The sequence below is a fragment of the Synechococcus sp. A15-127 genome (genome assembly GCF_014280215.1).
In the GTDB taxonomy this organism is placed as follows: Bacteria; Cyanobacteriota; Cyanobacteriia; order PCC-6307; family Cyanobiaceae; genus Parasynechococcus.
The window spans coordinates 2,349,508-2,372,576 of the sequence record NZ_CP047948.1 but is presented as its reverse complement, the minus strand read 5'-3'; the positions used below and the strand labels follow the sequence as shown (position 1 = coordinate 2,372,576).

At 62.3% G+C, this 23,069-nt stretch carries 22 protein-coding genes and 1 pseudogene; 19 read left to right on the top strand and 4 right to left on the bottom strand.

What is annotated here, in order from left to right:
* The first annotated feature begins 22 nt into the window (after positions 1–22).
* Positions 23–2,689, top strand: a complete 2,667-nt coding sequence (alaS, locus tag SynA15127_RS12640) for an alanine--tRNA ligase (protein WP_186485739.1) — start codon at positions 23–25, stop codon at positions 2,687–2,689.
* Here alaS and speA read toward each other — a convergent pair.
* Positions 2,680–4,608 carry a biosynthetic arginine decarboxylase gene (gene speA, locus SynA15127_RS12635; RefSeq protein ID WP_186484389.1) on the bottom strand — a complete coding sequence of 643 codons (1,929 nt, stop codon included), beginning with the start codon at positions 4,606–4,608 and terminating at the stop codon, positions 2,680–2,682. The genes alaS and speA overlap by 10 nt on opposite strands.
* Positions 4,609–4,730: 122 nt before the next feature.
* Between speA and ndk the strand changes: the two genes are divergently transcribed.
* Positions 4,731–5,186 carry a nucleoside-diphosphate kinase gene (ndk, locus tag SynA15127_RS12630; RefSeq protein ID WP_043693526.1) on the top strand — a complete coding sequence of 152 codons (456 nt, stop codon included), beginning with the start codon at positions 4,731–4,733 and terminating at the stop codon, positions 5,184–5,186.
* Here the strand turns inward: ndk and SynA15127_RS12625 are convergent.
* Positions 5,162–6,253, bottom strand: a complete 1,092-nt coding sequence (locus SynA15127_RS12625) for an FAD-dependent oxidoreductase (RefSeq protein ID WP_255475668.1) — start codon at positions 6,251–6,253, stop codon at positions 5,162–5,164. The two genes, ndk and SynA15127_RS12625, sit on opposite strands and share 25 nt — an antisense overlap.
* 144 nt (positions 6,254–6,397) lie before the next feature.
* Here SynA15127_RS12625 and gatB point away from each other — a divergent pair, with 144 nt between their 5' ends.
* Entirely contained in the window at positions 6,398–7,876 is a 1,479-nt protein-coding gene (gene gatB, locus SynA15127_RS12620; RefSeq protein ID WP_186484387.1) for an Asp-tRNA(Asn)/Glu-tRNA(Gln) amidotransferase subunit GatB, read from the top strand.
* The gene (locus tag SynA15127_RS12615) at positions 7,873–8,703 is read left to right on the top strand and encodes a 2OG-Fe(II) oxygenase (RefSeq protein WP_186484386.1); all 831 of its coding nucleotides are present in this window, start codon (positions 7,873–7,875) and stop codon (positions 8,701–8,703) included. Before gatB ends, SynA15127_RS12615 begins: the two co-directional genes overlap by 4 nt.
* Here the strand turns inward: SynA15127_RS12615 and coaE are convergent.
* The gene (gene coaE, locus SynA15127_RS12610; RefSeq protein WP_186484385.1) at positions 8,675–9,262 is read right to left on the bottom strand and encodes a dephospho-CoA kinase; all 588 of its coding nucleotides are present in this window, start codon (positions 9,260–9,262) and stop codon (positions 8,675–8,677) included. The genes SynA15127_RS12615 and coaE overlap by 29 nt on opposite strands.
* A gap of 39 nt (positions 9,263–9,301) precedes the next feature.
* On the opposite strand from coaE, the gene argJ reads away from it, so the two are divergent.
* The 9 genes and pseudogenes from argJ to SynA15127_RS12570 all read left to right on the top strand — a co-directional run bounded on the left by argJ (position 9,302) and on the right by SynA15127_RS12570 (position 16,015).
* Positions 9,302–10,531 (top strand): bifunctional glutamate N-acetyltransferase/amino-acid acetyltransferase ArgJ, encoded by a 1,230-nt coding sequence (gene argJ, locus SynA15127_RS12605; RefSeq protein WP_186484384.1) that lies wholly within the window; start codon positions 9,302–9,304, stop codon positions 10,529–10,531.
* 165 nt (positions 10,532–10,696) lie between these two features.
* On the top strand, positions 10,697–11,227 hold the full coding sequence (locus SynA15127_RS12600) for a hypothetical protein (RefSeq protein ID WP_186485765.1): 531 nt from the start codon (positions 10,697–10,699) through the stop codon (positions 11,225–11,227).
* A pseudogene (locus tag SynA15127_RS13695) lies at positions 11,193–11,264 on the top strand (hypothetical protein); the annotation flags it as partial. The gene SynA15127_RS12600 and the pseudogene SynA15127_RS13695, both read left to right, overlap by 35 nt.
* Before the next feature lie 57 nt (positions 11,265–11,321).
* Positions 11,322–11,627 (top strand): hypothetical protein, encoded by a 306-nt coding sequence (locus tag SynA15127_RS13440; RefSeq protein WP_222930458.1) that lies wholly within the window; start codon positions 11,322–11,324, stop codon positions 11,625–11,627.
* Positions 11,628–11,636: 9 nt separating this feature from the next.
* Entirely contained in the window at positions 11,637–12,245 is a 609-nt protein-coding gene (locus SynA15127_RS12590; protein ID WP_186484382.1) for a hypothetical protein, read from the top strand.
* 248 nt (positions 12,246–12,493) lie between these two features.
* The gene (locus SynA15127_RS12585) at positions 12,494–13,063 is read left to right on the top strand and encodes a hypothetical protein (protein ID WP_186484381.1); all 570 of its coding nucleotides are present in this window, start codon (positions 12,494–12,496) and stop codon (positions 13,061–13,063) included.
* A gap of 45 nt (positions 13,064–13,108) precedes the next feature.
* Positions 13,109–13,417, top strand: a complete 309-nt coding sequence (locus SynA15127_RS12580) for a hypothetical protein (protein ID WP_186484380.1) — start codon at positions 13,109–13,111, stop codon at positions 13,415–13,417.
* Complete coding sequence (locus SynA15127_RS12575; RefSeq protein WP_186484379.1) at positions 13,417–15,099, top strand: AarF/ABC1/UbiB kinase family protein; 1,683 nt, start codon at positions 13,417–13,419, stop codon at positions 15,097–15,099. The genes SynA15127_RS12580 and SynA15127_RS12575 overlap by 1 nt, the downstream gene beginning before the upstream one ends.
* Positions 15,100–15,229: 130 nt before the next feature.
* Positions 15,230–16,015 (top strand): hypothetical protein, encoded by a 786-nt coding sequence (locus SynA15127_RS12570; RefSeq protein WP_186484378.1) that lies wholly within the window; start codon positions 15,230–15,232, stop codon positions 16,013–16,015.
* Between the two features lie 9 nt (positions 16,016–16,024).
* On the opposite strand, the gene eno is transcribed toward SynA15127_RS12570, so the two are convergent.
* Positions 16,025–17,317 (bottom strand): phosphopyruvate hydratase, encoded by a 1,293-nt coding sequence (gene eno, locus SynA15127_RS12565; RefSeq protein ID WP_186484377.1) that lies wholly within the window; start codon positions 17,315–17,317, stop codon positions 16,025–16,027.
* A 111-nt stretch (positions 17,318–17,428) separates the two neighbouring features.
* Between eno and gloA the strand changes: the two genes are divergently transcribed.
* The 6 genes from gloA (at position 17,429) to rplA (ending at position 22,867) form a co-directional block, all read left to right on the top strand.
* Entirely contained in the window at positions 17,429–17,827 is a 399-nt protein-coding gene (gloA, locus tag SynA15127_RS12560; protein ID WP_222930457.1) for a lactoylglutathione lyase, read from the top strand.
* 5 nt (positions 17,828–17,832) lie between these two features.
* Positions 17,833–20,577 carry an ATP-dependent Clp protease ATP-binding subunit gene (locus tag SynA15127_RS12555; protein ID WP_186484375.1) on the top strand — a complete coding sequence of 915 codons (2,745 nt, stop codon included), beginning with the start codon at positions 17,833–17,835 and terminating at the stop codon, positions 20,575–20,577.
* Between the two features lie 49 nt (positions 20,578–20,626).
* A complete protein-coding gene (secE, locus tag SynA15127_RS12550) occupies positions 20,627–20,866 on the top strand; it encodes a preprotein translocase subunit SecE (RefSeq protein WP_071839710.1) in 240 nt (79 codons plus the stop codon).
* Between the two features lie 20 nt (positions 20,867–20,886).
* Complete coding sequence (gene nusG, locus SynA15127_RS12545) at positions 20,887–21,555, top strand: transcription termination/antitermination protein NusG (RefSeq protein ID WP_186484374.1); 669 nt, start codon at positions 20,887–20,889, stop codon at positions 21,553–21,555.
* A 109-nt stretch (positions 21,556–21,664) separates the two neighbouring features.
* Positions 21,665–22,090 (top strand): 50S ribosomal protein L11, encoded by a 426-nt coding sequence (rplK, locus tag SynA15127_RS12540; protein ID WP_043693471.1) that lies wholly within the window; start codon positions 21,665–21,667, stop codon positions 22,088–22,090.
* Positions 22,091–22,159: 69 nt separating this feature from the next.
* Positions 22,160–22,867: a 50S ribosomal protein L1 gene (gene rplA, locus SynA15127_RS12535; protein WP_186484373.1), complete on the top strand. Its 708-nt coding sequence runs from the start codon at positions 22,160–22,162 to the stop codon at positions 22,865–22,867.
* Positions 22,868–23,069: the final 202 nt, after the last annotated feature.

Below are 23,069 nucleotides of genomic sequence, written 5' to 3'. Positions count from 1 at the left end.
GGCTGGAATCGCCTTCCCTCCCATGGCTGCCGCCGCTTCGTCATCCCCAGCAGCGTCTATGCCTCGCAGTGGTGAGCAGATCAGGGCAGCGTTTCTCAACTTCTACGCCGAGCGTGGTCACGCCGTGATCTCGAGCGCATCGCTGATTCCCGAGGACCCCACAGTCCTGCTCACCATCGCCGGGATGCTTCCGTTCAAGCCCGTGTTCCTGGGGCAGCGGGAGCGGCCGGCGCCGCGGGCCACCAGCAGCCAGAAGTGCATCCGCACCAACGACATCGAGAACGTGGGGCGCACGGCCCGGCATCACACATTTTTCGAGATGCTCGGAAATTTCTCCTTCGGCGACTACTTCAAGCAGCAGGCGATCGAGTGGGCCTGGGAGTTGAGCACGCAGGTGTACGGCATTGATCCTCAGAACCTGGTGGTGAGCGTCTTCCGGGAAGACGACGAAGCCGAGCAGATCTGGCGCGATGTGGTGGGGGTGACCCCCAAGCGGATCATCCGCATGGATGAGGCCGACAACTTCTGGGCGTCCGGCCCCACCGGTCCCTGCGGGCCCTGCTCGGAGATCTACTACGACTTCAAGCCAGAGCTCGGCGACGAAGGCATCGATCTCGAGGACGACGACCGCTTCATCGAGTTCTACAACCTGGTGTTCATGCAGTACAACCGCGACGCTGAGGGCACCCTCACGCCGCTGGCCAACCGCAACATCGACACCGGCATGGGTCTGGAGCGGATGGCGCAGATTCTGCAGAAGGTTCCCAACAACTACGAAACCGATCTGATCTTTCCCCTGATCCAGGCGGCCGCTGATCTGGCGGGAGTCGACTACCACCAGCTCGACGACAAGGGCAAGACGTCGTTGAAGGTGATCGGCGATCACAGCCGTGCCGTCACCCAGTTGATCTGCGATGGCGTCAACGCCAGCAACCTGGGCCGCGGCTACATCCTGCGGCGGCTGCTGCGCCGGGTGGTGCGCCATGGCCGCCTCCTGGGCATCGACAAGCCCTTCCTGGTGCCGATGGGGGAAGCGGCGATTGCCTTGCTCCAAGGTGCTCACCCCAGCGTGATCGACCGCCAGGAGGTGATCCTGGCTGAACTTCAGCGGGAGGAAGCCCGCTTCCTCGAGACCCTCGAACGCGGCGAGAAGTTGCTGGCGGAGGTGCTGGCCTCCAAGCCAACCCAGATCAGCGGCGCCCAGGCGTTTGAGCTGTACGACACCTATGGCTTCCCGCTGGAGCTCACCGAGGAAATTGCCGAAGAGCATGGACTCTCGGTGGACCTTGCTGGATTCGAGGCCGCCATGCAGGAACAGCGCCAGAGAGCCAAGGCCGCAGCCGTGAGCCTTGATCTCACTCTCCAGGATGCGATCGAGCAGGTGGCAGCAGACCAGGAGCCCACGGCATTTCGCGGCTATGCGGTGCTGGAGCACCCCAGCTGCGTGCAGGCCCTGGTGGTGAACGGCGAGCCGGCAACGACGGCCTCCGCCGGAGATGCGGTGCAGATCGTGTTGGACACCACGCCCTTCTACGGGGAGGGTGGCGGTCAGGTGGGGGATCGCGGCGTCCTCAGCGGTGCTGATCTGATCGTGGCGATCGAATCGGTGAGTCGCACGCGGGACGTGTTTGTTCATGCCGGCCGACTCGAACGCGGTCAGCTGTCGCTGGGGGACACCGTCAATGCTCAGGTGGACCGCGCCTGTCGTCGTCGTGCCCAGGCGAACCACACGGCGACCCATCTGCTGCAGGCTGCCCTCAAGCAGGTGGTGGATCCAGGCATCGGTCAGGCCGGTTCGCTGGTGGACTTCGATCGACTCCGCTTCGACTTCCATTGCCCGAGTGCGGTCACCCCTGAGCAGCTGGCTCAGATCGAGACCCTGATCAACGGTTGGATCGCGGAGGCTCACGGCCTCGACGTGCAGGAGATGGCGATCGATCAGGCCAAGGCGGCTGGTGCTGTGGCGATGTTCGGCGAGAAATATGCCGATGTGGTGCGTGTCGTCGATGTGCCCGGGGTGTCGATGGAGCTCTGCGGCGGCACCCATGTGGCCAACACCGCTGAGATCGGGCTGTTCAAGATCGTGGCGGAGAGCGGTGTGGCCGCCGGTATTCGCCGGATCGAAGCCGTTGCTGGCCCAGCCGTTCTTGCTTATCTGAATGAGCGTGATGCGGTGGTGAAGCAGCTGGGGGATCGCTTCAAGGCCCAGCCCAGTGAGATCGTCGAACGGGTGAGTGCTCTGCAGGAGGAGTTGAAAAGCACGGGTAAGGCGCTGGCGGCAGCCCAGTCCGAACTGGCGGTGGCCAAGGCGGCGGCTCTTGCGGCCAGGGCTGAGAGCGTCGGCAGCTTCCGGCTGCTCGTGGAACGTCTCGATGGCGTGGATGGTGCCGGACTGCAGGGGGCGGCCCAGAGCCTTGCTGATCAGCTTGGGGATGGTGCTGCGGTGGTGCTTGGCGGACTGCCCGACCCCTCCGATCTGGGCAAGGTGATTCTGGTGGCGGCCTTCGGCAAGCAGGTGATCGCTGCCCAGCTGCAAGCGGGCAAATTCATCGGCGGCATCGCCAAACTCTGCGGCGGCGGCGGCGGTGGTCGCCCGAACCTGGCCCAGGCGGGAGGCCGCGATGGGTCAGCCCTGACCGATGCTCTCGCCAAGGCTCGATCGGAGCTCGAAGCAGGCCTTCAGTCCTGAAGGTACGTGGTCTGGCGCAGGCTGCTCTCCAGGTGATCCAGCAGGCGACGTGATTCATCGATGCGGAGCTGACCGGCGCTGATCGCGGCTTCGGCGGCCACCCGCAGTCGTTCCAGCAGAGCGCGGGGATCGTGTTCCATCGCCTCAAGGACATCGGCGTTGGTATCCCCACGCACGACGTGGTCCACCCGATAGCTCCCTCCGGGACTCAGCCGGATGTGAACGGCGTTCGTGGTCCCGAACAGGTTGTGCAGATTGCCCATCACCTCCTGGTAGGCGCCGCTGAGGAAGAGCGCGATCAGATAAGGCTCACCAGGCGTCAGATCGTGGAGTTCCAGCAGCGGCTTGGGTTGGCCGTCACCGATGAACCGATCCAGGCGCCCATCGGAATCACAGGTCAGATCAGCCAGATTGGCCAGCCGGGTCGGACGCTGGTCGAGCCTCTGAATCGGCAAGACCGGGAAGAGCTGATCGATGGCCCAGGTGTCCGGCGCGGAACGGAAGATGGAGAGGTTGGCGTAGTACGTGCCAGCGAGAGCACTGCGGAGGGCTGAGAGTTCCTCGGGTACGGCTCCCTGCTCCGGTAACTGCCTGGCGATGGCATCGGCGCAGGCCCAGGTGAGTTGTTCGGCGGTGGCACGGTCGGGGAGACCCATGTAACCGAGCCGGAAGGCCGCGAGGGCGTCCTGCTTGAACTTCAGGGCGTCATTCCAGGCTTCCTGCAGACGGACGAGCCGTGCATCCGTGGTGTCCGGCAGCCCCTGAATCGTGGCCAGGGTTTCCCTCAGGTTGCGGACGGTGAGCGGTTCTTCAGCAGCAGGATCGGGAATGGAGGCCGGCAGGGCGCTGCTACCCAGCACGTCGAACACCAGCAGCGAGAAGTGACTGGCGATGGCGCGCCCGCTTTCACTCACCAACGTGGGCACCTCAACGCCGTTGGGTTCGCAGCATTCCCGCACCGTGGCCACCACGTCGTTGGCGTAGTTCTGCAGGGAATAGTTCGTCGAAGCCGCCGTGGCGGTTCGGCTGCCGTCGTAGTCGATGCCCAACCCACCGCCGACGTCCAGGAAGCCCATGGGGGCACCGAGCCGTCGCAGCTCCACGTAGATCTGAGCGGCCTCCTGGAGGGCGTCCTTGAGAACGGCAATGTCGTTGATCTGACTGCCGATGTGGAAATGCAGCAGACGCAGATCCTTGAGCAGATCGTGATCCCGCAGACGTTCCACGGTGGTCAGCAGGTCGGGAATCGAGAGTCCGAATTTCGCCTTGTCGCCCACTGAGCTTCCCCAGCGCCCGGTGCTGCGGCTGGACAGTTTGGCGCGCACACCGATGTAGGGAGCCGCTCCGAGACTGCCGCTCGCCTCGATGATGCGATCCACCTCGTCGGGTTGTTCGATCACAACCACCGGTTGTCGGCCGAGGCGCCGCGCCAGGATCGCTGTCTCGATGTAGAGGCGATCCTTGTAGCCGTTGCAGATCAGCAACGCATCCGGGTCATCGAGCAGAGACAGGGCAATCAGCAGTTCGGCCTTGCTTCCGGCCTCCAGCCCGAAGTTCCAGCGGCGCCCGCAGCTCACCAGCTCCTCCACCACGTGGCGCTGCTGATTGCATTTCACCGGGAAGACACCCTGGTAACGGCCCTGGTAGCCGTACTGGGAGATCGCGCGCTCAAACGCGGCGTGAAGCCGCTCCAGCCGGTCTTCCAGGATGTCGTCGAAGCGAATGAGAAGAGGCAGGCCGAGGTTGCGACCGCGCAGTTCGTACACCAGATCCACAAGGTCAAGACTGCCGCCGCGTTCTCCCTGCGGTTGAACGCTGATGTGTCCGCGGCCGTTGATCGCGAAGTAAGGCTCACCCCAGCGGTCCAGCCCATAGAGCGCTGAACTGTTCTGGATCGACCAGCCTTCGCCGTCAGCCACCTGCGCTCGTCAACGTGCACGGCCGGAATCTAGGAACATTCCTGCCGGAGCTCATCCTCTGTACTTGCCAAGCGGGCAGGCCAGCGTTGACGATGACGGCGCTTTCTGATTGACACCAACCCATGGCCGAACGCACGTTCATCGCCATCAAGCCCGACGGCGTCCAGCGCGGCCTGGTGGGCGAGATCCTCGGCCGCTTCGAGCGCAAGGGGTTCAAGCTTGTGGGGCTGAAGCAGACCACTCCCAGCCGTGAGCTTGCTGAGCAGCACTACGGGGTTCACAAGGAGCGCCCCTTCTTCGCTGGACTGGTGGAGTTCATCACCTCCGGCCCGGTGGTGGCCATGGTCTGGGAAGGCGACGGCGTGATTGCCAGCGCCCGCAAGCTGATCGGTGCCACCAAGCCCCTGGAGGCTGAGCCCGGCACCATCCGGGGTGATCTGGCGGTGAACATCGGTCGCAATGTCATCCACGGTTCCGACGCCCCTGAAACAGCTGCGTTCGAGATCGGTCTCTGGTTCGACGCCTCGGAACTGAACGACTGGACGCCGTCCGATCAGGGTTGGCGCGTCGAGGGTTGATCCCTCTCCGCAAACCGTGACCAGTTGAAAGCCCTCAGCAGCGCTTCATCGCTGCTGCTGAGGGGTTCCTCCGAGATCGCCGCTGTCAGCAGTTGGGCGGTCACGGCGGCGAGCAGCACGCCGTTGCGGTGATGGCCGCAGGCCAGCCACAGCCCGGAACTCGGGCCAGGTCCGAGCAGCGGGCCTTCATCCGGGGTGCAGGGGCGGAAGCCCCACCAGCGCTCCATCGGTGGCCAGCCCGCAGCAACCGGCAACAGGCTGGCGATTCCCGTGTGCAGCTGTTTCTGACCATCTGGGGTGAGCCCCTCGGAAAAGCCTGCCTCCCGTTCGCTCGTGGCTCCGACGACGACCAGACCGTCCTCCCGCGGAACGAGATAGATGCCCGGGCCGAAGATCACCCGCTTCAAGGCCTCGCGAGGGCCCTGGAGAGACAGCATCTGCCCCTTCACGGGGAAGACCGGCAGTTCAGGGACCAGCATTCGGCTCCAAGCTCCACTGCAGAGAACAGCTGCCCTTGTCTCGAAGACCTGTTCGTCTCCCTCAGCGGTACGCACCAGCACGCCCCTGAGAGCTCCATCGGAGTCCTGGGCCAGCTTGCTCACTTCGGCGCCCTCGAGAAAATGCACGCCGAGTGAGACGCAGGCTCGTTCCAGGGCCCGCATCAGCCTGCGGCGGTTGTCGATCTGTCCGTCCTGCTCAAACAACAGACCAGTGGTCCAGTCCTCCCCCAGATCCGGGATCTCCTGCTCAAGTTGAGATCGGTTCAGAGATTGTCCAAGGGCAGCGGTGGGATAGGCATCCCGTTCTCCCGCATCCTTGAACGGCACCACGATTCCACTGGTGCGGAGACCGCAGGGGAGGCTGCTGTCGGCTTCGATCTGGGCCACCCAGCTCGGGATGCGCTCCAAGCTCGTTTCACCGAGCTGCAGCAGCTCGTCTTGCAGTCCTTCTGCGTGGGGGGCGAGCATGCCGGCGGCGACGAAGCCCGCTGCTTCGCTTCGCCGCCGGCTGATCACCAGAACCTGTCGCCCGCGTCTGGCCAGCTGATGCGCCATCGCCAGTCCCATCAGACCGCCCCCCAGGACAAGGATCCGCTCTTGGGCCGCGGTGTCGCTCACGTCGTCCGTCGCTTCCGTTTGTTCTAGGTCAACAGCTCGACAGGCACCGACGCTGCCTTTCCATAGGATTCAGGCGTCTGAACCGATGCCGAGATGGCCGCAGCAGAGCCCGCCTGGGAAGCCGTGATCGGCCTGGAGACCCACGTGCAGCTGGGCACCGACAGCAAGATCTTCACGGCGGCGTCCACCGCCTTCGGAGACGATCCCAACACCCACATCGACCCTGTGGTGTGCGGGCTGCCAGGCACGTTGCCTGTGCTGAACCAGAAGGTGCTCGAGTACGCGGTGAAGGCGGCGATGGCGTTGAACCTCAACATCGCCGAACACAGCAAGTTCGACCGCAAGCAATATTTCTACCCCGACCTTCCGAAGAACTATCAGATCTCCCAGTACGACGAGCCGATCGCCGAGGAGGGCTGGATCGAAGTTGAGGTGGCCGAGAAGGGCAAGGACTCGTATCTGAAGACCATTGGCATCGAACGCCTGCACATGGAGGAGGACGCCGGCAAGCTCGTGCATGCCGGCAGCGATCGCCTGGCCGGATCCACCCATTCGCTGGTGGATTACAACCGGGCCGGTGTGGCCCTGGCGGAGATCGTCAGCAAGCCGGATCTGCGCACGGGTCGCGAAGCGGCGGAATACGCCTCGGAGATCCGTCGGATCATGCGCTATCTCGGCGTCAGCGACGGAAACATGCAGGAGGGCTCCCTGCGTTGCGACGTCAACATCTCCGTGCGACGGGGGCCGGATGCGCCCTTCGGGACGAAGGTGGAGATCAAGAACATGAACTCCTTCTCGGCCATTCAGAAGGCCTGTGAGTACGAGATCAAACGTCAGATCAAGGCCTACGAGACCGGTGAGCCGATCGTTCAGGAGACCCGGCTCTGGGATGAGGGCAAGCAGCTCACCAAGAGCATGCGCAGCAAGGAGGGGGCCAGCGATTACCGCTACTTCCCGGATCCCGATCTCGGCCCGATCGAGGTGAGTGCGGATCAGCGGGAGTCCTGGCGTGCTGAGCTGCCCGAGCTGCCGGCGGCCAAGCGGCATCGTTATGCCGATCAGCTGGGGCTGTCCCAGTACGACGCCCGGGTGCTCACCGACGAACGACCGATGGCGGATTACTTCGAGGCTGTTGTCGCCGCCGGTGCCGACGCCAAGCTCTCCGCCAACTGGATCACCGGCGACATCGCGGCCCATGTGAACAGCAATCGACTTGGCTACGACGATCTGCCGTTCCGCCCGGAGCAGCTGGCCGAGATGGTGAAGCTGATCGACGGCGGCAAGATCAGCGGCAAGATCGCCAAGGAGATCCTTCCCGATCTGCTTGAGAAGGGAGGCTCACCCAAAGCGCTCGTGGACGAGCGGGGACTGGGGATGATCAGCGATCCCGCGGCGATCGAAGCGATCGTGAATGACCTCCTGGAGGCCCATCCGGGTGAGGTGGAGGCCTTCCGGGGCGGGAAAACCAAATTGCAGGGTTTCTTCGTCGGGCAGCTGATGAAGAAAACGGGAGGCAAGGCTGATCCCAAGCTCGCCAATCAGATCCTCAGCCGCAGGCTCAAAGGGGAATGACGACCGGAGCCGCCATCCCTGATGTCTGGAGGGAATGGTTGCTGCACAACCGTGACCGCGGCTGCGATCCGGTTGGCTTGATCGATCGCGCCTTGGTTCAGGGGTTCGAGCGTGCAGCCATCGAAGCGGTGCTCGACTCGCCCGAAACAGTCCTGACGTCGGTCCCGCGATCATCGGCCCCCACACCGGACTGGCGTCGTTGGTTCGAGGCCCCGCTCACCCGACCGGACCATCTGCCGCGGGCCTGGCGGCTCGACACCCCCCTGGCCCAGCTCTATGAACTGCCCGGCCTGTTGTCCCGTCAGGAATGCCGGGAGCTGATCGAGGCCATCAACGGATCGCTCCAGCCTTCCACCGTCACCCGTGGAAGCAGCGACTACCGCACCAGCCGCACCTGCCATCTGCGGCAGGACCACCCAGGGTTTGCCGCACGCCTGGATCAACGCTTCGCGGCCCTGCTGGGCGTTGACCCACGGCTGTCGGAGCCGATTCAGGGGCAGCGTTACGACCCCGGGGAGTATTTCAAGGAGCACACCGACTGGTTCGCTCCCGGCACCAAGGAGTTCACCCAGCACACCAGCAACGGCGGCCAGCGCACCTGGACGGTGATGGTTTATCTCAACGCCGTGGAGGAAGGGGGTGAAACCCTGTTCCGTCGCCTCGGACGGCATTTCAGCCCTGTTCCCGGGATGGCGCTGGCCTGGAACAACCTGCAGGCCGATGGCACGCCGAACCCCTTCACCCTGCATGAGGCTCTGCCGGTCGAGTCCGGCAGCAAGTGGGTGATCACGAAATGGTTCAGGGCGGAGCCAGGACGCAACGGCTGAGCTGATCCTCCAGCTCCTGCTTGGTGCCGCGGTTGTCGATCAAGCGATCTGCCAGCGGGCGTTTGCGGGCCAGAGGCCACTGGGCACCGAGCCTGGCTCGGGCCTGCACCGCATCGAGACCGTCCCTCTGCATCATCCGCGCCAGCTGCTGCTGCTCGTCGCAGTCGACCAGCCAGATCTCGCTGCACAGACCCGTGAGTCCAGCCTCGAACAGCAGGGGAATCATGAGCACCACCACCGGTTCATCCTCCAGGGCATCGAGGGCCTGATCGAACCGCTCTCGGACCACCGGATGAATCAGCTGTTCCAGCCAGGCCCGCTCAGAGGCGTCCGTGAACACGATGCGGCCCAGAGCGGCTCGGTTGATGGCGCATCCATCGATGGCCACAACCTCTCCGTAGCGCTCCAGCACGGCCAGGGTCTGAGGCTGTCCCGGTCCGATGGCGTCCCTGGCGAAATGATCGGCATCCAGCACAGGCCAGCCACGGGCTTCCAGCCACCGTCCAACCGTGCTTTTGCCGCTGGCGATTCCCCCTGTCAGTCCAATGCGTCGTTGCATGCCGCAAAGGCAGGATGAGAACAGTCTCCCTTGACGGCGATGGCGTCCTACTGGAAGCCGGTGCCCGGCGGTGTCACAGCACCCCAGGGCTTTCTGGCCTCCGGCATCGTGGCCGGATTGAAACCCTCCGGCAAGCCCGATCTGGCCCTGCTGCTCGCACCGCAGGGGGCTGTCTGCGCCGGCAGTTTCACCAGATCCTGTGTGCGGGCCGCCTGCGTTGACCTGTGTTCAGATCGCCTGCAACAGCAGGGTGGAGCAGCGCGGGCTGTGTTGATCAATTCCGGCCAGGCCAATGCCTGCACGGGTGACCGTGGTCTGATCGACAGTCAGCGCGCCACTCAGGCGCTGGCGGATCGTCTTGGTCTGGATGCGGAGGAGGTGCTGATCTGTTCCACGGGTGTGATCGGTGTACCGATCCCGATGGATGTGCTGCTGGCTGGCGTTGATCCTCTGGTGGAGGCTCTGAGGCCGGAGGGGGGTTCAGCCGCTGCCGAGGCGATCCTGACGACGGACCTGGTGGACAAACAGATCGCCATTGAGGCGGAACTCAACGGCCGCAGTGTGCGGATCGGTGGCATGGCAAAGGGGTCGGGCATGATCCACCCCGATATGGCCACGATGCTCGGCACCATCAGCTGTGATGCCGCGGTGCCTTCCCAGGTGTGGAAAGGCATGGTGCAGCGAGCGGTGGAGCGCTCCTTCAATGCCATCACTGTGGATGGAGACACCAGCACCAATGACACCGTGCTGGCCTTCTCTGCCGGTGAGCCCTTGCCGGATTCCTGTCACGCCATGCTTGAGCAGGGAGTCACCCTGGTGGCGCAACACCTCGCCCGGGCGATCGCCCGGGATGGGGAAGGGGCCACATGTCTGATTGAGGTTCAGGTGGAAGGAACGTCCACCGAGGCCGGTGCACGACAGATCGCCAGGACGATCTGCGGTTCCTCGTTGGTGAAGACCGCTGTCCATGGTCGTGACCCCAACTGGGGCCGCATCGTGGCAGCGGCCGGTCGTTCCGGGGTGGCGTTCGATCCAGAGGCAGTTGCCCTGTGGATCGGGGCTCATCAGTTAATGGACGCAGGCCATCCCCTGGCATTTGATCGTTCTGCGGCATCGGCTTATCTGAGTGAGCGGGCCCATGGCCGCTACCTGGTGGATGATTCCGTTCGGATCCGTCTTGCCGTTGGCTCCGGGGCCGGACAGGGCACGGCTTGGGGATGTGATTTGTCAGATCAATATGTACGCATCAACGCCGATTACACGACATGACCGCAAGGCCTTGGCGTGACCGGACCATGCCCGTCAGGCATCCTGAGGATCCATAAACTGAAGCTAAACACAACGCGCCACAGTTGTGTTTAGGTGCGATGACTTTCGGGCCGGGATGCCAATGCTGGCTACTTTGACGATGTTGGGTATGAACGCCAAGCCTGCATGGAGGCGACGCCAGGGATGATGAACGTGGATCAAAGATGGTCTCAACAAGGAGTGTCTGGCTCTTCTTACTCATTTCATTCAGCATCTGAACTGAGCCAACTGTTTTGCTTGGTGGGTAAGCGTTTTGATGCTTTGCAGCTCACCCCAGGCAGGCTGAAAGGTGAGATGTCGATTGCTCAGCTTGGGGCTGTCACGCTTCTCAAAATCACCACGACGCATCGGATCCTACTCAATGGTGATCGGGGTCCGGACTGCATCAGTTTCTGTATAGAAGCTTCCGGCCAAGCCAAAGATCACAAGGTCTTCTGCGTTCCCATGTCGGCTTATTCCGTTCATGGTTTCAAGCAAGGATTGCTGGAATCGCACTTCGAACTTTCCGCTGACTCCACCACTTATCTGACGATCACCTCGAGCCGACGCTTCAATGACTATCTGGAGCATTCCGGCCCAGGAGGTCGCCTATCAGGTGTTCACCGTGCAGTTGATTCCACTGTTGGTTGGCGTGTCACTGCGTCGATGGTGCGCTGAGTGGTCTGAACGGTGGAATCCAGTCATTCAGAAGGCCTCCAAGATTCTGTTGCTGGTGTTGCTGGCCTTGATCTTGATCTTGGCGTTGCCGCAGGTGGCGCCGACGTTAATTGGCGACCTCACAGGTGCTTTGCTGATGTTCATCCTGACCTGGATTGCTCTCGGTCTGGGGTTCGCCGTCGCCGGCGACGATGGGGTGGAACGCAGCACGTTTCCGCTGGTGCTGTCCATGCGAAATCCAGGCCTTGCTTTGCTGATCGTGCAACGCATGGCACCCAACGCTGTAGACCTCAAAGCAGCCGTGGTTGGTTATGTGGTGGTCACGGCAGTTGGCACGGCACCCTTCATGCAATGGCGCAAGGCGAACGCTTCCCAGGCTCAGATCACAGGGGACGTTTAAGTCAAACCCATGCAACGTGAATCAGACCATCAAGAGCTGCTGTACATGAAGCCACGCCAAACGTCAGATTTGGCTTGCTTGCTGCTGACATCTGCCGTTGGCTACATCTGTAATCTCAAATTACCGTTGCTTCTGGCAGCAGCGATCAGCTGCATACTGTTGATCCTGATCAGCCGGTTGCGTTATCGACTGAAATCACCAACCCTTTGGTGGACAGGGATCGGCCTCTGCTCAGGCAGTTTTCTTGGTACAGCTGCCTCGATGATGGATGAGATGCAGCAAGGTAGTGTCGCCGCGTTGGTCCACTCACCTCAGGAACGACTGGCGCTTGTTGTTTTGCTGGGCATCACCGGTGTCCTTGCCGGTCGTCGTGTTGGTATCGATCCCAATGCTGTGAGAGGACGCTCGATCGGAGACCTGCTGAAGTCGCTCAGTGGAACGTTCACAGGGTTGTTCAGTATGCTTATTTCGATTGCCTTTGTCTTGAACGGGCTTGAAGAAGCGAGAACACTGTCCAGCCGACTTACCACGTCACTGACCGTCATGATTCTCGCCCTGATCGGCCCAGGTTGGATCAGTCACATACTTATCGTTTATCAGCGCAATCATCGGCATTGATTCAATTAAATCTTAAAAAGATGTTAGTTTTTAATTATAAAAAATGTTGCCTTTGTGCATCGGCTTGATTGAGCCAATACTTCCGATGACATTGTTTTTAACGGCTTTTCCTTCAGGACGAAATCGGAGATCATCCTTCGATGAAGCGAGTGGTGTTCCCCGATCCGCCGGCTAGCACCGACCCCACAACATGATCACATTTCGATCGGATCGAGCCCATCGCTGTCAGGATGTCTTTTTTCTGAACCGTGGAGACCGGAAGCACCTCTGACGTGCCGGTGGCTCGCAAGCCACGCTTCTGGGTCGGGCCACTTCTGGCCGGTTGCTGCTTCACCCTCGGATATGGCATCACCCATCGGTTGGTGACCCTGCAGAGCAATCCCGAAACACCGGAGCCTGAGCTGTTCGCTCCTGCGGAATTTCCCGGTGATTCGCTGAGGTCACTGCGCGACCGCCATGGTCAGACGTCCGGCGACCTGCAAGTGGATGTGGCTGCCATCGAGGCGCGTCTGGAAGCCGAACGCAAAGCGGAGGAGGAAGCGCGTCTGGAGGCTGAGCGACGGGTGGAGGAGTCCCTGCAGCTCAATCAGGCGTTTCAGCCGGTTTTGGAGGAGGCCAGATGGGAAGAGAAGCCCCTGCTCGAGACGGTTCCGGAGGAGCGGAACCAGTCCGATTTCGACCCGTTGCTCGGATCGACTATCCAACCGGTGGCCACGGATGAGTCGCCTCCGCAGCCCTCCTCCATCCTGCTGCCTCTGCCGGAGCCTGTGCTCCCTGTGGTGCCGGCTCCATCGGATCCCCCAGTCATGGCTCCCTGATCGGGGTCTGGATCTGCCACAGTCTGGTTTGTCTTTCTGAGCGTCATGGGATCGCCGGATGCCCTGATCCGCGCCACCGTCAATCGACTCGGTGCCCGCCTCGGCCACGGCCTGGCTGATGCGGCAGCGGAACTGGCAGTGCTGGCGCAGGATGCTCCGGAACGTCTTCGCCAGGAGTGGGATCTGTTTCAGGAGGAAGTTCAGGCCGAGGCCGATCGGCTGGAACACGGTGAGACGACCACCGCCGACGGTGCTGTTGCAGCACCGTCGCAGGAGCAGTCATCCCAGGAGCGGATTGACCTTCTGAGGGCAACGGTGGCGGAGATCAGTCGAGCCCTCGAGGTCAAACCCTGATGGCGCCAACCGTTCGCTTGGCACCCTTGCGGCGGACCCGTCGAGCCCTGCGCATCTGGCGCACAGTTCTCACCCTGATCGCCCTGCTCTGGTGGGATGGTCAGACGTGGACATACCGCGGCGGTGTCAGCCCGGAGAGACGGCAGGAGCGTCAGAGGCAACGAGCCCAATGGTTGACAGCTGAACTCCTCACGCTCGGCTCCGCCTTCATCAAGCTCGGGCAGCTGCTTTCCGCGCGACCGGATGTGCTCCCGGCGGGATGGGTTGCGGAGCTGGCGGAATTGCAGGATCGCGTTCCAGCCTTCAGTTTCGATCGGGTCCAGTCGGTCCTTGAGGAAGAACTGGGACAGCGATGTGCCGAAGTGGTGGATCTGGATCCCGATCCCCTCGGTGCGGCATCCCTGGCTCAGGTCCACCGGGCGAGTCTGCGCAGCGGACGCCAGGTAGTGCTCAAAGTGCAGCGCCCCGGCTTGGATTCACTGTTCCGTCTCGATCTTGATGTCATGCATCAGGTGGCGGTGGTGTTGCAGCGTCATCCCAGCTGGGGGAGGGGTCGGGACTGGCCTGCGATGGCAAGGGAATGTCGTCGCGTCCTGCTGCGTGAACTGGATTTCCGTGTGGAGGCCCAGTACGCCGCACGGTTCCGCCAGCAATTCCTGGATGACGAACAGATCCGTATTCCTGCTGTGATCTGGGAACTGAGCACCCGAAAGGTGCTGTGCCTCGACTACCTCCCCGGCATCAAGGTCAATGACAGAGAGGCCCTGGTGGAGGCCGGGATCGACCCATCCGCTGTCGCTGAGATTGGCGCTGCCAGTTATCTGAAGCAGCTGGTGCGCTTCGGCTTCTTTCATGCCGATCCCCATCCCGGAAATCTGGCGGTCGCCGCTGATGGCGCACTCATCTACTACGACTTCGGAATGATGGGGCTTCTCTCAGACGGTCTGCGTCGTCGACTGGGGGCCATGGTCCGGGCCGCCGCTTCCCGCGATTCAGCTGCTCTGGTGGAACAGATGCAGGCAGCCGGAGTAATCGCCGCTGACATCGACGTGGGTCCTGTCAGACGTCTCGTCCGGTTGATGCTTCAGGACGCGCTTACGCCTCCTTTCAGCTCCAATGTGATCGACAAGCTGTCCGGCGATCTGTACGAGCTGGTGTACGGCCAGCCCTTCCGACTGCCGGTTGAGCTGATTTTCGTGATGCGGGCCCTGTCCACTTTCGAGGGTGTCGGCCGCAGCCTGGACCCTGCTTTTAGTCTTGTCGCCATCGCTAAGCCCTACCTTCTGCCGCTGATGACCTCGAGTGGAGCCGGCTCCAATGATCTGTTCAATGAGATCAGCCGCCAGGTGGGAGCTCTGAGCAGTCGGGCGGTGGCCCTTCCCAAACGGCTGGATGACAGCCTGGAACGTCTGGAACAGGGGGATCTGCAGCTGCAGGTCCGGCTTGGTGAGTCCGACCGTCAGTTCCGGCGGATGATCACCGTCCAGCAGTCGATCGGTCAGTCCGTGCTGCTGGGCTGTCTTGCCCTGAGCACGGCGCTGCTTGCAGCCAGCAGTCGTCCCTTCTGGAGTCTGCTGCCGGCTGCGGCGACCGTTCCCGTCGCGTTCGGCTGGGTGTCCATCCAGCTGCGGCTTCGTCGTGATCAGCGCCTGGAGCAGATGCCTGGTTCCAGTCGCTCCTGAGTCGAAGATCACATCCCATTCGTGTTGATGATAAATTGATTTAAAGACAAGTTGTTTGTTTGTCTGGATGTCGACTCCGAGGCTTTTTTTTACACTTGAGCTGAAGCTTGCAATCGGCCGTTGGTTGCACTTGGCATGGCTGCTCCGCAGTCGCCACTTCCGTCGCAATCTGAAGGCCTGTGGTTTGTCTCCCCGCGAATTGATGCGGTCGATGTCTCACTCCGTCCGTTACCTGCGTCAATGTGAGCGTCGGCGTGATCCCTATCCGGTTGTGGTTGTGGATGGCTTTCTGGATGGGCGCATGATGACGTTGGTGTCCCAAAGCTTTCCTGGCTCCGATGACATGGAAGACATGCCTGTAGAGCGCACGCGAAATGCCATGGCCCGCAGGAACAGAAAGCTGTTTCGCCTCAATCCAGAGTCACTGGAGGGGTTGCCTGTGGATCGTGCCGCCTTCTGGGCTGTGTTCAGTGCATTCATCGATCTCCTGTCTCCCGAGATGATGCATGCTTTGCCCGATCCTGCTCCTGATATGCGGGTTGAATCCTTTCAGTCAGGATTCAAGGTCCGCAAGGATCTCTGGATGGATCGTGGAGGATTTCAGATTTCCCCTCATACCGATGGTGTTCAGAAATATGCAACATTCCTGCTGTATTGCTCTGCGCACCCTTCTCTGGAGCAGGAGGGAACATCTGTTTTTGTGCCCAAAGACAATGGGTTTCGAAGTTGGAGCGGTAAACAGTTCAAATTTGATGATTTTGATGAGGTCTTCCGGGCGCCGTACCGCAAAAACCTCGTGTTCGGGTTTCGCAAGACCGACAACTCCTTTCACGGCAAATATCCAGGCGAAACCACTGTGGAGGCCCGGAAGACCATTTCGATCACCGTGCAGTCGAAGCGTCTCTTCAAGGTCTGAGGCAGGGCCTCAGCTGCGGCCCCGTGGTCCCTGGCCGACTGCGCCGGCATACACGGCCTGACTGCCAAGCTCGTCCTCGATGCGAAGCAGCTGGTTGTATTTGGCCACCCGCTCACTGCGACTGAGGGAGCCGGTCTTGATCTGGCCAGCGCGGGTGGCCACCGAGAGGTCGGCGATGGTGGTGTCTTCGGTTTCGCCGCTCCGGTGACTGATCACGCTGGTATAGCCGTTGCGGCCGCCGAGATCGATCGCCTGCAGCGTTTCGGTGAGAGAGCCGATCTGATTCACCTTGATCAGGATTGAGTTGGCGGTCGCGTTGTCGATGCCTTGCTGCAGGCGTTTGGTGTTGGTCACGAACAGGTCATCACCCACCAGCTGCACCTTGGCTCCGAGACGTTCGGTCAAGAGCTTCCAGCCGTCCCAGTCATCCTCAGCCAGACCGTCCTCGATCGAGATGATCGGGAACTTCTCCACCAGCTGCTCCAGCTGCCCCACCATCTCGGCACTGTCGTAGCTGCCGCCATCGAAGGCATAGCGACCGTTCTCAAAGAATTCGGTACTGGCCACGTCGAGTGCCAGGGAGATCTGCTCACCGGGCTTGTAGCCGGCTTTCTCGATCGCCTGCACCAAAATCTCACCGGCTTCCACGTTGCCAAGATCTGGAGCGAAGCCACCCTCATCACCCACGGATGTGCTCATCCCCCTGGCCTTGAGCAGCCCTTTGAGGGTGTGGAACACTTCGGTACCCATGCGCAGAGCTTCGCGGAAGCTCTCAGCGCCGTGGGGCACCAGCATGAATTCCTGAAAATCAAGGCTGTTGGCGGCATGGGCGCCACCGTTGATCACGTTCATCAACGGCACCGGCAGCAGGTTGGCCATCGGGCCCCCCAGATAGCGATACAATGGGATTCCCAAGCCGTTCGCCGCAGCTCGAGCGGTGGCCATGCTCACCGCGAGGATGGCATTCGCGCCGAGATTGGATTTGTTGTCGCTTCCGTCGAGATCGAGCATGGCGGCATCGACGGCGGCCTGATCCAGGGCTGAGAGGCCGCAGAGCGCCGGAGCGATGCGTTCTTCGATGTGGTTCACCGCCTGCGTGACCCCCTTGCCCATGTAGCGCTCGCCGCCGTCGCGCAGTTCGTGGGCTTCATGGGCACCGGTGCTGGCACCACTGGGGACGATCGCTCTCCCCATGGCTCCGTTCTCGAGCATCACCTCCGCTTCCACCGTGGGATTCCCGCGGGAATCCAGCACCTCTCTGGCCACGATGGTGTCGATGACGAGGTCGAGGGAGTCGATCACGTTGGACGGGGCATCAAACCCGGGGATCTTATGGGTCGACCCCCGCTACCGGGTTGTGATTGAACGCACGCAGCCAGAATGTCGGTAGATGTCGAGGAAGGATCCGAACCCATGCGGATGCTCCACACCATGCTCCGGGTCGGGGATCTGGAGCGTTCCATCGCCTTCTACACGGAGCTGCTTGGCATGCAGCTGCTGCGCCGCAAGGATTACCCCGGTGGACGGTTCACGCTGGCGTTCGTCGGATACGGATCGGAGCCGGAAAACACGGTGCTGGAACTCACCCACAACTGGGACACCGATGCTTATGACCTCGGTGATGGGTACGGACACATCGCTCTCGGTGTGGAGGACATCCGAGGCACCTGTGCCGGTATCGCCGACAAGGGAGGACGCGTGGTGCGCGAGCCGGGACCGATGAAACATGGCTCCACGGTGATCGCTTTTGTGGAAGATCCCGACGGTTACAAGGTGGAATTGATTGAACTTTCCTCCCGCGCGGACACCTGAGCTGAATGACGACTTCCCCCCCCGCTCGGGGCAGCCTCACGCACGAGCCCGATCGCTTCAGCGATGAGGCCTGGGATCTGCTGCTCGCCGGGCAGGATGTGGCCCGCCGCTGGCGCCATGAGCAGCTGGATGTGGAGCATCTGCTGCAGGTGCTCTTCAGTGATCCCGCTTTCCGCCGCTGGATCGCGCCGCTGTCGGTGCGTCCAGAGGATCTGCTCGATCGCCTGGAGGACGTGCTCGCCGAACAGCCTGCCGGCCGCGGCGATGAGTTGTTCATCGGGGAGGACCTTGAGGAACTGCTGGAGGCGGCGGAGCGAGCCCGGCAGCGCTGGGGGTCGCGATTGATCGATGTTCCGCATGTGTTGCTCGCTCTCGGTCGGGATCCCCGCATCGGTGCTGAGCTCTTCGCAGGCCTCGGACTGCCGGCGGATCGGCTGGAGGCCCAACTGCGTCAGCCGGTGATGCAGCCCTCTCCGAGCCCGAGACCTGTGGACCCACCGGTCAGTGAAGGCCCCGTGCGGTCCGCCCCCATTCCCGTGTCGGCGCCTGTGCCCATGGCGCCAACACCATCCCCTGAGCCAGTCCCTGAGCAGGAGCTCGCTCCCCTGGCACCAACAGCGCTCGAGAGCTACGGCCGGGATCTCACCGCCGAAGCGGAAGCCGGTGAGCTCGATCCCGTCATCGGCCGCGATGGTGAGATCCGCAATCTGATCAAGGTGCTCTCACGGCGCAGCAAGAACAACCCTGTGCTGATCGGTGCTCCCGGAGTCGGCAAGACCGCCATTGCCGAACTTCTGGCTCAGCGCATCGTTGCCGGTGAGGTGCCGGAGTCTCTGCAGGGGCTCCGGCTGGTGGCGCTGGATCTTGGTGCCCTGATCGCAGGAGCCAAGTTCCGAGGTCAGTTCGAGGAGCGCCTGCGGTCGGTGCTGGAGGAGGTGAGCAGCTCCGACTCAGGAGTGGTGCTGTTCATCGATGAACTCCACACCGTGGTGGGCAGTGACCGCAGCAGCACCGATGCCGGCAGCCTGCTCAAACCGGCTCTGGCTCGGGGTGATCTGCGCTGCATCGGTGCCACCACGCCGGAGGATTACCGGCTCACCGTTGAGAAGGATCCCGCCCTCAACCGACGCTTTCAGCAGGTGTTGATCCGAGAGCCCGATCTGGCTCTCAGCCTCGAGATCCTGCGAGGCCTCAAGGAGCGCTACGAGCTCCATCACGGGGTGACGATCACCGATGAAGCGATCCAGACCGCCAATCGTCTGGCGGACCGTTACATCAGCGATCGCTGCCTGCCGGACAAGGCAATCGATCTGATCGATGAGGCAGCTGCCCAGCTGAAGATCGAGGTGACCTCCAAACCCCAGGTGGTGGAGGAGGCGGAAGCGGATCTGCGACGGGTGGAACTGGCGTTGCTGGCGGCGGAGCAGGCTCCGGAGGAGCAGCGGATCCAGCTTCAGCGCGAACGGTTGGAGGTTTCGCAGCGCCTGGAGGGTCTGCGTAGCCGCTGGCAGCAGGAACGCAGCCAGCTCGAGGAGCTTGCACAGTTGCTGCAGCAGGATGAGGACCTGCGTCATGCCATCGCTGAGGCGGAGCGTCAGGGGGATCTTGAGGAAGCCGCCCGGCTTCAGTACGACCAGCTGCACACGGTGCAGCAGCGGAAGGAAGAGCTAGAGGTTGCCCTGGCGGAGGCTCAGGCGGCCGGCACGGCCCTGCTCCGGGAGCAGGTGGAAGCCGGTGACATCGCTGATCTTGTGGCCCGCTGGACCGGGATTCCCGTGCAGCGACTGCTGGCCGGCGAACGTCGCAAACTGCTGGCGTTGGAGGCCCACCTCGGCGAGCGCGTCATCGGTCAGGTGGAAGCTGTTGCTGCCGTGGCCGCCGCGATCCGGCGGGCCCGGGCCGGCATGAAGGATTCGCGTCGCCCCGTCGGCTCCTTTCTGTTCCTGGGTCCCACGGGCGTTGGCAAGACCGAGCTCGCCAAGGCGCTCGCCTCGGCGCTGTTCGATGAGGAAGAGGCCTTGGTGCGCCTGGATATGAGTGAATTTATGGAGCGCAATGCGGTGGCCCGTCTGATCGGAGCGCCTCCGGGGTATGTCGGTTACGAGGAAGGGGGGCAGCTCACCGAAGCGGTCCGGCGTCGCCCTTACGCCGTGCTGCTGCTTGATGAGGTCGAGAAGGCCCATCCCGATGTGTTCAACCTGCTGCTGCAGGTCCTCGATGACGGACGTCTCACCGATTCCCAGGGGCGGACCGTGGATTTCCGCCACACCGTCGTGGTGATGACCAGCAATCTGGCCAGTCGCGCCATTCTTGAGGACGCCCGTCGGGAGACCTCGGATGTCTCCGGGCTGGACCAGCAGGTGGAGGCGGCGCTGGCGGCTCAGTTCCGGCCTGAATTTCTCAACCGCATCGATGAGCTGATCCGTTTCCATCCCCTGCAGATCGAGGATCTCGTCCGCATCGTGCGTCTGCAGCTGGCCGACCTTGCATCTCTGCTGGCCGAGCAGGGGCTCGCTCTGCGGGTCGATGACGCGGTGGCGGAGTTCATCGCCCGCCAGGGCTTCGAGCCGGAGTACGGCGCCCGCCCGCTGCGCAGGGTGCTGCGACGCCAGCTGGAGAACCCTCTCGCCACTGAACTGCTGGAGGACCGCTTCCGCGGTGTTCAGGGCGTTCGGGTCGCTCTGGTGGATGGTGAGGCTGGCACTCTTGCCTTCAGCCCATGGGGAGAAGAGGTGCATCCGGTAAGGTGACTGTTTGGCGAGGTGCTGAGGCCCCTTGTCAACACCCGGTTCCAGCCACGTGAGCAGCCCCACTTCCGAGGACACCACCGCTGCAAGCTCAGAGATGGATGCCGAATCCCCCCGTCAGGGCGGGTTTCTGGCCGCCACGGTCGATGAGCTGAAACTGGTGGTCTGGCCCAGTCGTCAGCAGCTGTTCAGCGAATCCATCGCCGTGATCCTCATGGTCAGCCTGTCGGCGGCCACGATCGCTGCGGTGAGTCGCTTCTTCGGCTGGGCTTCATCCCAGGTGTTCCGCTGATCCGCACCCACTCTTCCCCTGTGTCTGACGATCTGATCACAACGGACGCCGCCGAGGTGCTCGACCTTCCCGCTCCCAACGAGGGGGAGGAGGGAACGCTGTTGGAGGAGACCGGAGCCAAGACGGCCATCGCCCGCTGGTATGCCGTTCAGGTGGCATCGAGTTGCGAGAAGAAAGTCAAAGCCACGCTCGAACAGCGTGCCGTGACCCTCGGCGTCAGCAACCGCATCCTGGAGATCGAGATTCCCCAGACGCCTGCTGTGAAGCTGAAAAAGGATGGCAGCCGGCAGTCCACGGAGGAGAAGGTCTTCCCCGGCTATGTGCTGGTTCGCATGGTGCTGGATGAGGACACGATGATGGCGGTTCGAAGCACCCCGAACGTGATCAACTTCGTTGGTGCCGAGGATCGTCGTGCCACGGGCAAGGCTCGCGGCCACATCAAACCTCGTCCCCTCAGCCGCACGGAGGTGGACCGCATCTTCAAGCGGGCTGCGGAGAAGAAGACCGTGGTGAAGGTCGATCTCACCGAGGGTGATCAGATCCTGGTCACCGGCGGACCGTTCAAGGACTTCCAGGGCGAGGTGATCGAGGTCTCCGGCGAGCGCAACAAGCTCAAGGCGCTGCTTTCGATCTTCGGACGGGAGACCCCTGTGGAACTGGAGTTTTCCCAGATCAGCAAACAAAACTGACCAGGCGGCGGCCGTCTCCCTGCGGAGGGCGGCCCTGGAGGTGGTTCCCCACCTCGCCGCATCGGGCCCGAGGGTCCGGTGATCCGCAGCTGTCCAAACCCCCCAGCCGATGGCCAAGAAAGTCACAGCAGTCATCAAGCTGGCCCTGCAGGCCGGCAAAGCCAACCCTGCGCCACCGGTGGGCCCTGCCCTCGGTCAGCACGGGGTGAACATCATGATGTTCTGCAAGGAATACAACGCCCGCACGCAGGACAAGGCCGGGTTCGTGATCCCGGTGGAGATCTCGGTCTACGAAGACCGCAGCTTCACCTTCATCACCAAAACGCCTCCAGCGTCGGTGCTGATCACCAAGGCCGCCAAGATCGACAAGGGCTCCGGTGAGTCCGCCAAGGGCAACGTCGGATCGATCAATCGGGCTCAGCTCGAGGAAATCGCCAAGACCAAGCTTCCGGATCTCAACTGCAACAGTGTTGAGTCTGCGATGCGGATCATCGAAGGCACCGCCCGCAACATGGGCGTCTCCATCAGCGACTGACGTCGCGATTCCTTCATTCACCCTTACCGGGGGAGACATCACTGATGTCGTTCGCACCCCACATCTGTCATGCCAAAAATCTCCAAACGCGTGGCCAACCTGGCCAGCAAGATCGAAGATCGTGCCTACGAGCCTCTCGAGGCGATCTCGCTTGTGCGTGAAAACGCCACAGCAAAATTCGACGAAACGATGGAGGCTCACGTCCGCCTCGGCATCGATCCCAAATACACCGATCAGCAGCTGCGCACCACCGTGGCGCTTCCCAACGGCACCGGTCAGACTGTGCGCATCGCCGTGGTGACCCGAGGAGAGAAGGTCGCCGAAGCCAAGGCAGCCGGCGCTGAACTAGCCGGCGATGAAGACCTGGTGGAGACCATCGCCAAGGGCGAAATGAATTTCGATCTGCTGATCGCCACCCCGGACATGATGCCCAAAGTGGCCAAGCTCGGTCGTGTGCTCGGCCCCCGCGGTCTGATGCCCAACCCGAAGGCCGGCACTGTGACGGGGGATCTGGCCGGGGCGATCAAGGAATTCAAGGCTGGCAAACTTGAATTCCGCGCGGACCGCACCGGAATCGTGCATGTGCGATTCGGCAAAGCCAGCTTCACGGCTGAGGCGCTTCTGGAAAATCTCAAGACACTCCAGGAGACGATCGATCGCAACAAGCCCAGTGGTGCCAAGGGCCGTTACTGGAAGAGCCTGTATGTGACCTCCACGATGGGACCTTCTGTGGAGGTGGATTTCTCGGCTCTGCAGGACATTGAGCTAGGGAGTTAATCAGGCTCTCCTCTACAATCAAATCTTGGCGAAAGCCAAATCGGGCACGCGCCCGGCCAGAGACAGCAGGATTTCCTAGAGCCCGATTCATGTCGTGCTTAACGAAGTAATCCCTGCCGAGGCAGACGCGACACGGTTTCTCCCTTTCGGGATTGGATCGGCACGCGGCCTCGTCTTCGTTCAGAAGACTCGATCGGCCGTG

Coding starts and splice junctions, on each gene's coding strand:
- alaS (WP_186485739.1), top strand. CDS start 23: ATGGCTGCCGCCGCTTCGTCATCCCCAGCAGCGTCTATGCCTCGCAGT.
- ndk (WP_043693526.1), top strand. CDS start 4,731: ATGGCCGAACGCACGTTCATCGCCATCAAGCCCGACGGCGTCCAGCGC.
- SynA15127_RS12625 (WP_255475668.1), bottom strand. CDS start 6,253: ATGGGACTGGCGATGGCGCATCAGCTGGCCAGACGCGGGCGACAGGTT.
- gatB (WP_186484387.1), top strand. CDS start 6,398: ATGGCCGCAGCAGAGCCCGCCTGGGAAGCCGTGATCGGCCTGGAGACC.
- SynA15127_RS12615 (WP_186484386.1), top strand. CDS start 7,873: ATGACGACCGGAGCCGCCATCCCTGATGTCTGGAGGGAATGGTTGCTG.
- coaE (WP_186484385.1), bottom strand. CDS start 9,262: ATGCAACGACGCATTGGACTGACAGGGGGAATCGCCAGCGGCAAAAGC.
- argJ (WP_186484384.1), top strand. CDS start 9,302: ATGGCGTCCTACTGGAAGCCGGTGCCCGGCGGTGTCACAGCACCCCAG.
- SynA15127_RS12600 (WP_186485765.1), top strand. CDS start 10,697: ATGGAGGCGACGCCAGGGATGATGAACGTGGATCAAAGATGGTCTCAA.
- SynA15127_RS12590 (WP_186484382.1), top strand. CDS start 11,637: ATGCAACGTGAATCAGACCATCAAGAGCTGCTGTACATGAAGCCACGC.
- SynA15127_RS12580 (WP_186484380.1), top strand. CDS start 13,109: ATGGGATCGCCGGATGCCCTGATCCGCGCCACCGTCAATCGACTCGGT.
- SynA15127_RS12575 (WP_186484379.1), top strand. CDS start 13,417: ATGGCGCCAACCGTTCGCTTGGCACCCTTGCGGCGGACCCGTCGAGCC.
- gloA (WP_222930457.1), top strand. CDS start 17,429: ATGCGGATGCTCCACACCATGCTCCGGGTCGGGGATCTGGAGCGTTCC.
- SynA15127_RS12555 (WP_186484375.1), top strand. CDS start 17,833: ATGACGACTTCCCCCCCCGCTCGGGGCAGCCTCACGCACGAGCCCGAT.
- rplK (WP_043693471.1), top strand. CDS start 21,665: ATGGCCAAGAAAGTCACAGCAGTCATCAAGCTGGCCCTGCAGGCCGGC.
- rplA (WP_186484373.1), top strand. CDS start 22,160: ATGCCAAAAATCTCCAAACGCGTGGCCAACCTGGCCAGCAAGATCGAA.